6 protein-coding genes are annotated in these 16,567 nt (G+C 40.6%); all 6 read right to left on the bottom strand.

What is annotated here, in order from left to right:
• Positions 1–132: 132 nt before the first annotated feature.
• Complete coding sequence (gene lhgO / locus J2Z37_RS00980) at positions 133–1,317, bottom strand: L-2-hydroxyglutarate oxidase (RefSeq protein WP_209808883.1); 1,185 nt, start codon at positions 1,315–1,317, stop codon at positions 133–135.
• Between the two features lie 339 nt (positions 1,318–1,656).
• The gene (locus tag J2Z37_RS25975) at positions 1,657–3,414 is read right to left on the bottom strand and encodes an S-layer homology domain-containing protein (protein WP_209808022.1); all 1,758 of its coding nucleotides are present in this window, start codon (positions 3,412–3,414) and stop codon (positions 1,657–1,659) included.
• A 210-nt stretch (positions 3,415–3,624) separates the two neighbouring features.
• Complete coding sequence (locus J2Z37_RS00970) at positions 3,625–10,476, bottom strand: SwmB domain-containing protein (RefSeq protein ID WP_209808020.1); 6,852 nt, start codon at positions 10,474–10,476, stop codon at positions 3,625–3,627.
• A 40-nt stretch (positions 10,477–10,516) separates the two neighbouring features.
• On the bottom strand, positions 10,517–10,912 hold the full coding sequence (locus J2Z37_RS00965; RefSeq protein ID WP_209808018.1) for a hypothetical protein: 396 nt from the start codon (positions 10,910–10,912) through the stop codon (positions 10,517–10,519).
• Positions 10,913–10,965: 53 nt separating this feature from the next.
• Positions 10,966–13,320, bottom strand: coding sequence for a preprotein translocase subunit SecA (locus J2Z37_RS00960; RefSeq protein ID WP_209808015.1), 2,355 nt, complete (start codon positions 13,318–13,320; stop codon positions 10,966–10,968).
• A gap of 208 nt (positions 13,321–13,528) precedes the next feature.
• Positions 13,529–16,567: a hybrid sensor histidine kinase/response regulator gene (locus tag J2Z37_RS00955; RefSeq protein WP_209808010.1), complete on the bottom strand. Its 3,039-nt coding sequence runs from the start codon at positions 16,565–16,567 to the stop codon at positions 13,529–13,531.

Genomic DNA, 16,567 nt, shown 5'->3' with positions numbered 1-16,567 from the left:
CTTGTTGCCTCTCTTTCTTTTTTTATTATATTCATCAAGAAAAATATCTTTGTGATTGATCTTACAAAACTTAGATGCCATTGTTACAACTATGTGAAAGGGTCGGTCTCATTAAAATAGAAAAAACCGGGCTTAGCCCGGAATTTGCTCACTAATATAATGACCTATAGATAGAGATGATGTAGCTGCAGGGGATGGTGCATTCAGGATATGAATGGAATGTTCGTTCGATACGACAAAAAAATCATCGATTAATTTCCCCTCTCTTGTCAGCGCCTGTGCCCGCACCCCATTTTCTGAAGCAACGAGATCGTCATCCATGATCGCCGGAATGAGGCGTTGCAGACTTTTGACAAAAGCCTTTTTGCTAAAAGATCGCACGATCTCCTTGAAACCCTCCCCAATGTTTTGACGGGCAATCTTCCAGAAGGCGGGATACAACATCACCTCAGCAAAATCCTTGAAATCAAAATCCGTTTTAAGATAACCTTCACGTTTCATGCTTAAAACAGCATTCGGGCCAGCGTGTACACTCCCGTCAATCATCCGAGTAAAATGCACGCCGAGGAAAGGGAATTTTGGATTGGGTACTGGATAAATCAGGTGTTTCACCATGTGGCGTTTATTAGGCTTAATCTCATAATATTCTCCGCGAAACGGGATGATCTTCATATTTGTCTTCATCCCTTGTATGGCGGCAATTCGGTCGCAGTGCAGCCCAGCACAATTAATTAAATAACGCGTTTCAAATGTCCTATTCCCGCATTCCACCATGACCCCATGCTTTCCTTCCTGAACTTTTTCCACCTTTGTATTTAAGAAAATCTCACCGTTTGCTTCTTGAATTTCCTTTGCCAGCGCCCTAGCAACCTGTTGGTAATGGATAATTCCTGTTTCCTTCACCCAGATGGCCTTTAGTCCTGCTACATGTGGTTCAATTTCTTTTAATTGTTCGGGCCCAATGATGGAAAGATCAAGTTTATTGTCCAACCCACGCTGATATAACCGATCAAGAAGCGGTAATTCCTCCTGTTCAGTCGCAACAATCACTTTTCCGCACAATTCATAGGGGATATCATGTAGATCGCAAAAGGCTCGCAGTCGCTTGCCTTCTTCTTTTGAAAACTTAGCCTTCAGGCTTCTAGGTTTATAGTAAATTCCAGAATGAATGACACCACTGTTGTGACCTGTTTGATGATAAGCCAGTGATGATTCTTTTTCTATTAAAGCAATTTTTGCTTGTGGATCACGTTTAGTCAAGGCATAAGCAGTGGATAGCCCAACAATCCCACCGCCAACAATTAGATAATCATACACCATCATCACCCCTGGTAAGAGTTTTTGAAAAACGTTCATAACAAGACTCCTTCCGAAAGAAGTCAACCTTATGGTTTCATAATAATGAAGTTCAATTTTATATTCATTGATTTAGGTCAATTTTCAAACTTCAGGAACCAAAATAAACTTATCCCCTTACCCGTTCATTCAATTGTTCCAATCTTTCGTAACCCTTTTCTAGACCTTCATCAACGACAGAAGCTTCCTTAATATGAGAAATTCAAAAAATAGACGAAACCCTGGTGATAACCCCCTCCATCCCGATACAAAAACCTACCTAAAAAAAGACCAACTACCTAAAGGTAGTCAGTCTAAAAGTTATTTCACCAATTTTTCTTTTCCGTTAGTTTTGGTAAATCGGTGATCCTGGGATGCTTCTTCTATTTCTTTAAATGCCCAATGGGTTGCAGGGACATCTTTCCATGTTGGTTGTTCTACACCACTTAGCGGGCCGCGTTTTAGGATTCGATTATAGATAGTCACCGCTTCTGCACGCGTTAACGGTTGATTAGGACGGAATGTTCCATCCGGCATGCCAAGCATGATTTTAGCTTTTTCAACTTGGGCGATTACTTTTTCTGCCCAATGCCCTTTGACGTCACTGCTGTTAGAGGTCGATGTCCCCCCTAACTGTAACCAGCGAGCAACAACTGCAGCCATTTCTGCACGAGTGATTGACTTTCCTGGACCAAAAGTTTGATCTGGATATCCTGACATAAGACCTGTGAGTTGAGCAGCCTGGATCGCTTCTTTTGCCCAGTGTCCTTGGTTGACATCGGGGTAAGACACTACATTCGATTTAGTTTGAGCCCCGGTATATACACGAGAAAGCAATGCAGCCATTTCAGCACGGTTAATCTGAGCTGATGGTTTAAATTGTCCATTTGGATAGCCCGCAACATATGCTTTATGTAAGCCATCTGTGCTCTGTGGTTGTGGCTGCTGCTGTTGCTGCTGTTGTGCGGCAAAATATTCCCGCCAATTTTCCATATAAACCATAGTAAATGTACTAAACTTTTGAATCCCAAATTGAATTCCTAGATTGTTCTGATCATAGGAAACAACTGTCCCTTTAATTAATTCCTTTGTTCCGTCGTCATGCTCAATAAAAATAACAAGATTCTCCAGTAATTCATCCCGTTTTTTGGAGTCTGTTGGTAAAGAATCCTTCAGTGGTAAAACAAGATCCACTGGGCGGCTTTCCATATTTGTTTCAATCGTCATTGGACGACCGTACACTTTTACTGATTTATCTCCAGCTACCTCCTGGACAACCTTCTCCTTCTTGGCCCGATCTTCTACTTGCTTACGTTCATCCTCATCTTTAATAGGGACAACGCGGAAATATAGATCCTGATTGAAATTGACAAGGGAATTGCTTGGAACCGTAATTTTAGCATTTTCTGTATGAATTTCTAAATTTATTTTTCCGTCATTCAGCGATTGGATTGCGTCTCTCGGCACATCGAGACGAACCTCCGAGACTTCGTCTTTTTCATCAGGGATGACGATTCGAGCGGTATTTTGTCCTTGTTCTTTTAGCTTATCTGCAGTTTGTTGGGCAGTTTCCGGAGAAAATACTACTTTATCTTTAAAAGAACCGTTTCCAGTGGGTGTACGGTTGATGGTTGTTTCAGTAACCGTCGTTCCACCTCTGCCGCTTTCAACGGGGGCAGTGATTATCTCCGGCTTTGGTGCTGGTGCTTGCCCTCCACCTGCTCCACCGCTGCTGCTTTCTCTTGCTTTTACAATAAACGAGTCCCTGGCAATATCATCGTCCTGACCGACAATCACCTTATAAGTCCCGTAGATCGCATCGTCAGCAAGCGTAAATGATTTACTATACTTTCCTTCTGACACAGGAATGACATTGACGTATAAAATAAGATCATTTGCATCATAGACTTTCACAACAACTTCCTGATAAGATGTCGATCCCTTAATTGTAACTTGTTCCCCTCGATATTTATCCGTAATATCCGTGACGTCTACATTTGCACTGGCTTGTACCATGGAAAACGGTACGAGCAACAGCATAGTTAGACAGATCGCAGAAAATAATGATTTGATCCGCACCTTTCATTCCCCTTTCTAATTTCAAAACCTTATGCGCGCTACCGATTCATTCTGATTAAATAGGCGGAGTTTTTCCGGTTAAAGATCCAAAATTGAATAGTAGCCAAATATAACCGGAGTACTTTCCGTTATTCTCGGAAAAATGGTCATTCTACGCAATTTTAGCAACGTTAACCGGAATCCGCTTAATTCAGGATGAATCGATCAAGATTATTGCTGAATTCTAAGTGTCTTCGGTTCAGCTAAGCTCCTTCCAACCTCGGACTGATTATCCATCTCTTTATCGAGCACGTTCACGATGACAGAATAATTCGGCCCTGTAACATTGAAGTAGGCGGAAACATTGTCCGTTGTTTGCAATCCCTTTTCAACCGCCACCACACTAATAGGTGTAGTCCCTTTCATTAACTGGAATACAACGTATTTCGTGCCTGCAGTTGGGTTTGCATTATCTGCTACTTTCACTTCGGCTGTTGCTTTAAGACCTCCTTGGGAAGTAAGCTGGCCTGTCACTTGATATGGCTTATTTTTCACGACGAACGTTTTGACCACTTCATTGCCCGCTTTGTCCTTAAGGTATAAAGTATAGGTCCCCTCTTTAGTAACACTGAAGGTATTGCCTGGAATTGAATTTCCTCCTGCAGCAAAGTCCCCCTTGGTGTGGGATCCTTCCAACCATTTCTTTGTGACAATAGGGCTGCCACTGTCCTGAACGTTGAAGGAAATGGATGCCGTTCCATCTGCATAGTTTGGCGTTACGCTGACTTCAACTTTTGGCGCCTTAGTAGAAAGACTATCAATTTTCTTTTCACATGCTTTGAGGGTTGCGAGATTTGTAATGTCATTTTCTGTTGCACCCAAAGCAATGGCTGCTTTGACCAAATCCCGGGCAGTTTGAACTTGACCACGATCGTCGTAGGTTAGTTCTGTTAATGGCAGCTGGGAAATCGCCAAAATGGCATCACGGATAGCTTTTGCTTTGGCTTGATTGGAATCTCTTTCTTCATCTACTAATCTTTGTACCTCAGCAATCCGTTCTAGCAAGCTTGTTTTTAATTCACCATCATCAAGCCTGTTAACTAGTTCTCTTGCAACGGCTAGATCCCCATCTGATTTCGATCCTTCTGCTCTCTCCACCGCTGCCATTGCCTCTTGGATTTGATTCCGCTTCGCAACAGCATCGTCAATTTTTCCTTGGACCTTCTGAGCGAGTGTTTGGATGATTGTTTTAAGACCATCGTTATCCCCTAGTGAATTGATAAAACTTTTATTTTCATCCACATATTTCTGAGCACGTTCCAGTGATATTTCATATTTTCCAGTTTCCTTATCCAGGAATTGCTCCATTTCCTCTTTAAGCATATCGAATCGGTCTTTAATCGCAGCTTTATTCCCATCATCATTAGAAAGTTGATCGATTAATCCGCCTGCCAAAGCCAAATAATCCTCTACTTGTTTTTCGTTAAAGGTTAGTTTATTCCCTGACTCCGACTCTTCAAAGTTCTTAGCAGCCTCCCTGGCTTTATCAAGGCGATCTTGTAATTCCTGCTTGTCATCGGATTCAGGAAGATTATTAAGTAATTCCTGAGCCTTATCAACGTACACTGTGGACTTAAATAGTTCCGCTTTCTGTACAGCTCTTTCGGCATCAGCTAAAAGTTGCTCATCAGAAGTACGTCCTACATCGTTTGAAACCGACATATCGATAAAGGAACCTAGTTTATTTCCAGCCTTGTCCACTACATTTCCAGTTCCCTGAACATAGGTTACAGTCACGGTTTGCCCATAAGAAATCGGTTGTTCCAGTGTTAAGGTAATTGTATTGCCATCGCTTGCGGCCGAATCAACTTCGACATCCTGTCCATTCACATTTACTGTAAATCCATCAGGAGAAGTGACGTACACATCATCATTTAAAGTTAATCGAATTTCATTTGGATTCGATACATTAACCTGCGGATTTTCAACCTCTGGAGCCTCTCGGTCAATATTGGAAATGGTGATTGTTTGTACCGATTCATTTCCCGCTTCATCCATCACATAGACGGTATAGATTCCGTTCCGATCAGCTTCAAATGATGTTCCGGTAATGTCCTGATCCTTACCCGCATTTCGTTCTCTGAAATCCTCTTTGGTGTGGGTTCCGTACGCCCATTGTTTGATTTGGATAGGGCTTTCACCACTATTTTTTGTAACTGTAACTTCTATTGTTACATTCCCTTTTGTTGGTTCTTCATTTGCCTTAAGAGAAATCCCAGGTGCATCATGATCCACATTGGTGACATGGATCGTTTCCAAAGCAACATTCCCAACATTGTCTTCCACGTATATCGTGTAATACCCACTTTCATTTACGTCAAAGAGAATACCTTCAAACTGGGTCCCTACAAAATTAGATGGATCCGTGATTTCTCCCTTAGCCCACTTTTTCACCTTCACCCCGCTGCCGCTATCAGTAGCCTCAACACCAATTGTAATGCGATGATTTGTCGGGTCTTCACTTGATTTGTAGGCTGTAATTACTGGTGGTGTCAGGTCAATCTTACCCACTGTAATCGTACTTACTGTTTCATTTCCAGATGCATCTATTGCATAGACTGTATAGATTCCATTTTCTGCCGCTTCAAACTGAGAATCTTTTATATCCGAACCAATTTTCCCCTTATCGAAATAGGACGCCTTCTGCTCGCCTTTTGCCCATTTTATAGCCTTGATATCATTATTATTGTCTGTGATTTCCGCTGTAACGAATACTGAGCCGCTTGTCCAATTTTCCGGTTGAGTCAAACGAATCACAGGTGCATCTGTTTCAATATTATTGATGGTGATCGTTTTCAATGCGATATTGCCAGCTTTGTCTTTAACAAAGATTGTATAATCCCCGTTTTCCGTAACAATAAAGCTACTTCCTGTAAGTGGTTGTCCATATTTTTCAAAATAGGGTGCAGGATGATCATCCTTTGCCCACTTAACAATATCTATCCCACTTCCACCATTTTCATCATAAACATTTACCGTAACTGTCACCTTTCCATTAGTTTGGGTTTCTGGTGATATCGAGGTTTCTAATGTTGGAGCAGTTTGTTCAATAGAATAGACTGTTACAAAATTAATTGTTGTATTTCCGGCTTTATCTTCTGCATAAACGGTATAAGCCCCAGGTTCCTCCACTGCAAAGGTATTTTCGGTGAATTGGGTTCCGTCGCCATTAGTAAAATATTTTAGGTCTTTTACATCTTTAGCCCACTTTTTAACCTTGATTCCACTTTTGTTATCCGTAATGTCGGTTGTTATGACTACCCTACCATTTGTCCATGTGTTGTCAGCATGTAAGTTTATGGATGGAAGCGTGTCATCAAAGTTGTCAATCGTTATATAGGATATTGATTCGTTCCCTGCTAAATCCCTTACATATACGGTGTAGGTTCCATTGATCAAACTAGGAATTTCTTTGTTCTCAAGTTTATTCCCATTGGTGGTAAAATAAGCCGGATCATGAACTCCTTCTGCCCATTTTTGAACGGCAATTTTATCCTCTTTTGTATAGGAAACAGCAACAGTGATCTTTTCATTTGTTGGGTCAGTTGTTGATGCGGTTAAAGTAATTCCGGGTAAATCTTTATCAATATTGGATATGACTTCTTTTTCAATCGTCTCATTCCCGGCAAAATCCCTAACATAAACATAATACGTACCTTTTTTACTTGCATTGAAGAAACCATCGGTAAATGCAGTTCCTTTACCATCTTTATTAAAATAATCAAAGTTTGGTTCCTCTTGTACATCTCCTTCGCCTTCTTCAATAAACTCCATTTTTTTCACATCAATTCCACTGTATGAATCGGTGGCCTCTACTACCATTGTAACTATACCATTCGTTTGATCCTTTATAGCTGGGGTTAGGGTTAAATTAGGTGCTGTTCTGTCAAATTTCATATCATCGATTGTTCCAGATTTGACCTCACCCTCATTTCCCGCACGGTCTTGATAGGTAATACTGTAGGTGATAGGTCCTTCCGGATCTGAATCTTTTAACTTATAGGTTGCCTCCCATAGAGTAGGATCGTTGTCTTTTTGAGTAACTGTTGCAATTTGGTTCTGAATCATTACCGTTGGTTGCAACTGACCGTCAGCCAGTGGCTCATCTGATACGAATGAAATCGTTACTGTATTATCTGGTTTTACAAAGCCTTTACCAATCACATTATTGGAGGTCATCTCAATATTATTTAACTTAGGCTTGGTTCGATCAATGTCAATAACTACTCCTATACTTTCACTTGCATTATTTGATTTGTCCTTTGCCCTAAAATATAATGTTGTTTTACCTTCAACGGAGATGGTGCCATTTTCGGATGGCTTCCATAATTCCCAGTTATCTCCATCCTTACTAAATTCATAAATAACAAATCCTGAATTATCCGTTGATCCGGAAAGGGTGATTTGAACATCCTGCTTTGTGGGTGTACCACTTACATATTCTTTACCATCATCCGTAGTTTTCACGGAAATAGTAGGTATTTGTGGTGCAACACCATCAGTGATTGTATACGGGCCAAAATAGCCAATCTTTTCATTCCCTGCGTAATCTACGGCTTTGTAATGGATATACCAGGTCCCTTTTTCATTAAATTGAATGGTTCTGATGTTATTGTATCCTGGTGCACCCCATTCAGACTCTTTTGGCACTTCCGCACTATTTTTAACTACATATTGTTGATAATTAAAGCCACTGTCACCTGTATCGCTGAACTTTAAATCAATTGACTTAGGTAATTCAAAGTTCCCTTCTTCGTCATCAGTGGAAACAGTAGGTTTTGTATTATCGTTAATAATCGTTAAAACCTTTGAAAACTCTTGGGATTGTTTACCTTCAGAATTTTTAACAACCAAAGAAATGGTATATTTCCCTGCGCCTTTTCCTTCAAAATCCATACTGCCATCTTCAAATGGAACATCCACAGGTGTAGTACCATTTTTTACTGTCCATTTACGATCAGTAATTGCTTTTCCAGATGGGTCATAACTTAAATCATTAATTTGGATCATTCCAGGTTTATAAAGTATTGTATCAGAGATTGAAAAATCGGCAATTGGCAGCATATCTGTACTTGTTGAGGTGTATTTGGAATAAGAAGTACTCGATTCACCCTCCCGATCCGTTACCATGAGTTGAATGATGTAATTCTCATCCTCATCTAATGTTCTTGGCTGACCATTCGTCCAACTATTATCCGACGTTTTTTTCCATCTCCATTGCCTTTCAACGATTCCCTGATCTGGTTCACTTTGATGGTCGGGGTCATATGATTGATCTACAAACGCCACGTTGTTACTACTATCCTTGACAATAGTAAAATTACTAACCGGCTTTCTATGAACATAGATTGTTTTCACAAGCACATCTTGATAGTAAATATCATACTTACCCGGTTTATTAAAACGAACATCCATATTATTTAAGTAATGATCATGAAAAAGCGCTAAACCTTCATCATTTTTAAATACGGATGGATCATGTTTCACCTTCCATTTTCCATTCGGCCAATCCTCATCCGCAGTGTTTTTAGCTTTTTCTGCAGGGCTAACAGTAAATTGATAGTTTGTACCATAAGGGATATATTCAACATTACTCTTTTTTGATTTTTGGTATTCATCAGCAATGTATTGTGCAATCTTTTCAATATTTTCATTTGTATCGTTGTTGTTCCTGTTGACAAAGGTTCCCCTGCCACCGTTCTTGGCAATAAAAGTTTCTGCTTGGTCTTTTGTTATATCCGTATTATCCGTTGAATCATCTTTTCCCCAACCAATATAATGGATTTCATCATTATCCATGCGGGATAAGATTTCTCCTATTGCGGCGTTATCATCAAAATCATCAACCGTTTCATCGTCCAAATTGACAACGAAGCTTTTGGCTGTACTGCGCCATTCGGGTTGCCGTAGGACTTCTAAGAAACGTTTTACATTCGTTGTCTGCATTTCTAGATTTTCAAAATTAAACCAGGATAGCTGCTGACATCCATGACCTGTATATTCTGCTAATGGTCCGAAACCATAAGAACCAAAATCATCAGGCAATTCATATTCCATAGTATTCGTTGTTTCATCAACGGTATCCCACATTTTAAACTTTTTGCCAGAAACCTCAATTTTAATATTATGAACACCTGCTAATAATTTTGAACTATCTGATGTTAATAATGTCAATCCCCCTCCATTATTGTGAAAATCATTCAAGGAAATATTATCGACTTTATAAAGTGCTGGATAAGAACCTGTTTTTCCTGTGTTCGAATCTGTATATTTCTCCAAAAGCAGAACATACCCAGAAATTCTCTGGTTATCAAGTACATCTGAAGGCACAATAGATGGTAGGTACCCCGAATTTTCTGATGTGGTATACTGGTCTTCATTGGTAATTTTTGCGTTAAAAAGAAACCCACCGCCCTTCATGCTATGATTATTTATATTGTTGTCGTCCATTGTAAAGGTAAATGTTTTTGGGGTAGGGCTACTATTAGGCATGTACATAAAATCTCGATATGCAGGGCTTTCATACCCATAAAAAACGATCTTTTTTCCACCGTTATAAACCCAAATATGTTTATACGGTGTTCCTGTGTTCCCTTCCGGCTTTGCAACAGTTTGACCATTAAAATTTTGATAATTCCAATCAGTAGACATATGATCATAATTCTTCCAGGCAAAATTACTTTCGGCACTAACCTCCGTAGCCTCTACCGCAGAAATTTTAATACTATCCAGTGGAATCCCTTTGTCCTTCAACTTTTGTCTTAGATCTGCTTCAAAACTACTTACATCCTGATCAGATGAACCAACGGATAATACAACATCCACATCATAATCTTGATCAACACTTATATCTACAGCTGCATCTGCCGCTTCAACAGTTTCACTTCTAGCCAAATTCTCGGCCTGTGCCACCTCAGGAATATTGACCATAACAGGTGTTGCCGCCATCGTGGCACTCATTAAGGTTAAGACGCCCCTTTTACTTAGAGGCACCCTTTTTTTCAACTTTTCTGTTTTTTTCATTTCTTCAGCTCCTCGTACTTTTATAAAATATGGTTTAAAATTATTGCATCTTCACCTGCAAAACCCTCCAAGTATCCTCCGGGTATTTCACAAGGCTAACGTGATAAACAGCCTTTTTCTCTGAACTGCCAGGTACTTGGTAAAAAACTTCTAAATTACTTCGATAGATTTGTTGGGCTGTATTAGTCACCACAACTTCATTGTGGAGGGAATAACCCTTCTCCCATCCTGGTTCAACTGCTATTTTCTCCCTCTCAAATTCCTTCAAGTATCGATCCACGATGTTCATTAGTTGCATCTGTTCCAGTAAGGTTAATATGTATGTCTGGACGGGAAGTTCCGCTTGGTTGCTTTCCGTCGGTGTAGCCTTTTCGGTTTTATCATCATGCTCTTGTTTAAAAATATTGGTCAGCTTCTCCCATAGTTTTGCGGCCATTTTATCACCCCATTTAATTTCAAGACTTGGATTACCGGGAGCAATAAGCTTCCCTATCCTGTCAAAACCTTTTGCCTATCCTCCGCCTGAATGCGTCTGTTGATCCTCTCCAAAGTCCATCGGTAGACTTTATTCTGAATCTGCATCTCCATCTTCTGATATAAGAACCAAGCCTCGTCATTATAGATAACTAAGGGGTTTCGCTGTTCAAAGGCCCGGTAATGGATGCCTTGTTTTAGATGTTCCAAGACTTCTAAATGTCCAACCCAAGCATCATCAAGCATTTTTAAATATTCGATCTGAAAAAGCGGTTCCTTAAGTTGAAAAGTGAGTGATGAATCTTCCATTAAGCAGGACCAATATTCGACTATTTCCTGTGTGAGTTCTTTTCTACTATCTACCGTTCTCTCATTCGGTTTTGACTGTTCATAGATAGGCAAACCGATTTTTCCAAGCAATTGGTTTAAATTGATGTCCTCGAAATCCCGATAGTTTTCTTCCACAAATCTTTCAATATAGGCTTTCACAAGTCTTTCAAATATTGGAAAGATGGGTGTTCCCTCCAAAACCTGCTGACGATGCTGATAAAACATTGTCCGTTGGTCGTGAACTACTGAATCTAGCACGTGAACGATTTGGCGGACCTCGAAATGCTGCTTTTCCACCATCGTTTGAACATTCAATAAAAATTGTAGGACATCCTTATCCCTTATCCCAAGCTCACTATTTTCCGACCATCTATTTTTAAATTTTTCCGCTTTCTCCCGGGCAAATCGTTCCACAATCTCATCTTCAAGCGAAATGAAGAAACAGGATTTCCCAACATCCCCTTGCCTTCCTGCTCGTCCTCGCAATTGATGGTCAATCCGCCTGCTTTCATGATGCTCGGATCCAATGACATAAAGTCCGCCCAATTCGGACACCCCTTCACCGAGACGGATATCGGTCCCTCTTCCAGCCATATTGGTCGCAATGGTTATTGACCCTTTCTGACCTGCATTGGCTATGATTTTTGCTTCTCCCTCTTCAGTTTTTGCATTCAATAGTCGGTAGGGCAAATTTCTCAACCGAAGCCGATGCGCCATCTCTTCTGATTGGGCTATGGATGTTGTCCCAATCAGCACAGGCTGTCCTCTCTGGTTGGCTGCCTCAACCTCCTGGACAATCGACAAATATTTGGCTTCCTTTGTTAGAAACACTTGCTCATCATCCTGGCGAATCACAGGCCGGTGGGTAGGGATTCGAAAAGCCTGCAATCCATAAATTTTATATATTTCTTCTTCCTCAGTAAGAATCGTTCCCGTCATTCCAACCACTCGTCTATATAACCCAAAAAACTTTTGTATCGTGATCGTTGCATGTGATTTATTTTCATCGCTTAGAGAAACATTCTCTTTGGCTTCAATCGCCTGATGGAGGCCATCATTTAACTGTCTGCCTTCGAGAATTCTCCCCGTATATGTATCAATTAAATTCACTTTCCCCTGGGCAACGATATAGTGGACATCCCGCCTCATCAATACTCTGGCTCGTAGACTTTGCAGCAAATAGTGATAGATGGAAACATTCTCTAAATCATAGAGATTATCAATTTGAAGACTTGTTTCGATTTCCCGAATTCCTTCTTCAGTAAACATCACCTGTTGCAGTTCATGGTCATATTCATAATCCCGCTCTTCCTGCAACCCCCGAACAATTCTTGTACATATATAGTAAATATCGCTTGGGCTTTTAGTTGGAGCGGCAATGATTAACGGGGTCTTCGCCTCATCAATGAGCATACAATCAATCTCGTCCACGATTGCCACCGAAAGTTCCCGTTGCACCTGCTCTGCCCGGTTCGTCGCAAGCCGATCGCGAAGGTAATCAAAGCCAAATTCATTGCATACGCCATAGGTTATATCTTTTAAGTAGGCAGATTTTTTTTCTAAGATGGATAAGCCAGAGATATTCAACCCAACAGATAGGCCTAAATAGTTGAAAATCTTCCCCATTTCCGCATAATCCCGACGAGCCAAATACTCGTTGACGGTCATTAGATGAACACCTTTTCCTTCGAGCGCAAACCAGACCGCTGGAAGTACAGACATCACCGTTTTCCCCTCACCCGTCGCCATTTCAGCTACTTTTCCCTCTGTAAGGACGATTCCTGCTAAGACCTGTTCATCATGCAATTCGATTTCTAAAACCCTTTTTATCGCCACTTTCACGACGGCGAATAATTGAATTTTTATATCTTCCTGCTCGTCTCCCGCTTGCCGTTTTTCACGCAAGCTTATAACCTGGTTTCTTAGATCCTCGTCTGAAAATCGACTTAACCCGACAGCAAGGTCGCAAACCCTCTGAACGGATTGCCGATAGGCCTTTAATTTCCTTTGATAAATCCATTGATCTACAAAGTTCCGCAAGTTACACCTCCTACCAAATACCCATTTTAAACTTTCAAATAAACCAAAGGTGCTATATCCAATCTTTATAATTCATATGTTTATCACGTTATTTACGATATTTTTCTACACAATTCTTCCTTATTCTACAAAACACTTCTTAACAAATTCTTAACAAATACAAAAAAGCCCATTGGATGCTTCCAATAGGCTAGTCATTTAGAACTATTCAATTACTCGGAATACGAATTGTGACTTTCGTCCCAAACCCTTCTACACTGTCAATGTTCAATTCCGTACCGTAGGCATATTTTAGTCGCTTTCTTATATTTTGCAACCCGACGCCAGTGTGGCTTGTTTTTTCTTGAACGCTGTTTTCCTTTAAGCCGATCCCGTTATCCTCAATCACAAAGATACAGTGATTCCCTGCTTTATAGGCACACACCCTAACCATACCGCCTTCCATACGGTTGCCAATCCCGTGTCGAATCGCATTTTCTACTAAGGGTTGAATTAGAAGTGGCGGAATCTCCACATCCCTTACATCATCTGAAATCTCATATTCTACGCGGATGCGATCCTTAAAACGGGCTTTTTCAATTTCTACATAAGATTGGATCAAGGCAAGTTCGCGGTGAAAAGGAACCTTCTCTTGTGTGTTGCTAAAATGGAAGCTTCCTCGAAGATAATCTGCGAGATCGGTAATCATTTTTCTAGAAGCCTCGGAATCGGTATAACTAAGCGCCATAATCGTATTCAGGACATTATAAAGAAAATGAGGTTTGATTTGTGATTGAAGAAATGCCACCTCTAAATCAACCGCTTTTCCAACCGATTCCTTGATCATCAGGAGGCCTCTTACTCGTGCCTTCAGCTCCGCCGCATCAAACGGCTTGGTGAGAAAATCATTTGCGCCAGCATCAAAAGAAGTGATTTTATCCTCAGGCTGAATCGATGCAGTGACCATCAGGACGGGAAGCTCTAGCAAACTATACTTTTCGCGAATTTCTCGACAAACATCCACCCCTGACAATCCGGGCATCATCAGATCTAATATAACAAGATCAATTTCATGCATCTCTTCAATTAATTTCAGTGCCTCAAAACCATCCTTCACTGCTACCACCTTATAATTCAGTGGTTCCAGCAGATCGATCAAAACCTTAAGGTTGGAATAGTGATCATCGACCACTAATACTGTATATTGACCTTGTTGATCAGATATATAAGGCGTTGTAAAACGAAACCCGGGAGAAGCTTGCGGCCGCTGATTTCCAATCCCCTTTTTCTCATTTGCCGATTGCATAACAGTTCCATCTTCAGGATCCACTATTTTTAAGGTGAAATGAACGGAAGTTCCCTGTCCTTTTTTCGAGTTGATCCAAATACTCCCCTGCTGTAGTTCAATCAATTGTTTTACAATAGGTAAACCAAGTCCAAAGCTCTGATAGGAATCTGGTTGCAACATTTTATAGGGTTCAAAAATAGTCTCTAGATTGTCCTCATCAATCCCTACCCCAGTATCGGTGACAATGATTTCAATCAGCTGATCCCGTTTCACGGCGGAAATCTCAATAAACCCGCTATCGGTATATTTGATCGCATTATCAAGTAAATTACTTAGAATTTGCCGGATTCGATTCTCATCTACCCATACTAAAGGAAGTTCTTTAGGGACACGGTTGATTAATCGAATTTCCTTTCCCACGGTTAAGAAAGAAAATACCTTGATGACGACATCCACAACAGAATGAATATCATGTGGCGTCATATCCACTTTCATTTCCCCTTGCTTCAATCTGGAAAAGTCCAAAATATCATAGACTAATTGGGATAATCGCTTTGCCGTTGAAGAAATGAGGCTTAAGTTTTCTAGTTGACCAGATGAAAGCTGATTAGAATCCTTAATCATGGACTCAGCGATGTGCACTAAACCATGCAAAGGGGTTTTGAATTCGTGAGCCGTTTTTGTAATAAATTCATCCTTTATTTGGTCAGCTTTTAATAATTGTGCGGACAGCAGCTCATTTTGTTTATACGCATTAGAAAAGCGCAACGAAATAAGAAGCGACAGCATAAGCAGAAATAAAAAGGGTTCAATCGGCGGAAAACTAAATATAGGAACCGCAAAATAGACGTTTAAATTTTGCATCGAAGTATAAAGATTCAAAGCAATAGCGGCAACCGCCAAATAAAAGCTTCCTTCCACCCTGTGCAGCGCAGCCAAGACCAAGCTGTACATCATGTAAACTGGTGCCAAGGATACATACAGGGAATGAATGAGCAAAATCACGCTGTTATAGGTCGCACTCATAAAAAACAGACTAAGTACAATCTGGATTAATCCCAAGAGTAGAGCAATCCGGATTAACAAAGGCGAGCAAAAAGGCCGAAGTACTAAGTAGACATACAAAAACATAGAAATGCTTGCACATAAAGTAGAAACAATCTGAATTCGTAAAAAGGCCCCTACAGACAAATCGGGAAATACATGAAAGATAATCCGCTCCCCGCCTGTGGAAGAAAAAAGAGCAATAAGCATACACATCAGTCCAAATATGAGGAGAAAGCGATCTTTTGTTCGCTGTGTATACATCCCGATAAAGTAAAGCCCGATGATCAAAAATGCCGTGACCGATATCCAATCATATGCTACTGCTTTGGATTGCAGCTCTGAAATTTGTTCACTAGTTCCGAAATAAATGCTGTGCTTGATTCCGCTCGATGCGGGAAAATCATAATTGGCTACCTGCACAATCACCTCATTAAGACCCTGCTGCAGTGGAAAATAACCAACAATGGGTTTGTTTTTCCCTACATATCGGGATAAATCTGAAGGTACTCCACTGTTTCCAATTTCCTGCCCGTTCACAAAAATTCTGGCGGACATTTGAATAGATAATGTTTTCAGACCAAAAACGAGGTTCTGTTTTCCAACGTCAATTAGCAGACGATACGTAGCTTTGCCAATCGTATTCATCCTACTTGCCCATGATCCTGGGACTGTCATCAGATCTGCGGGAGGCTCGTTCGACTCTAGAGCAAAGTCACGGTGTTCCAGCAGCTGATCGGGATAAAATTGCCATTCGCCATCTAATCGAACTAGTCCTTTGTCATGTTCCTCAAAATGCCATCCTCTCAAATCCAATACGCCATTTATGGCTTTGGGCATTACCGGTTCGTTGATTTTTAGAAGGTAAGGAAGGGTCCCATAAGTAACTGCAAGCATAGCTAATGTAATGAGGAAAGCCAACCATTTTCGTTTCAT

The organism is Ammoniphilus resinae (assembly GCF_017873965.1).
In the GTDB taxonomy this organism is placed as follows: domain Bacteria; phylum Bacillota; class Bacilli; order Aneurinibacillales; family RAOX-1; genus Ammoniphilus_A; species Ammoniphilus_A resinae.
The sequence above is the reverse complement of the archived record's forward strand: the minus strand, read 5'-3'. Positions and strand labels throughout refer to the sequence as shown.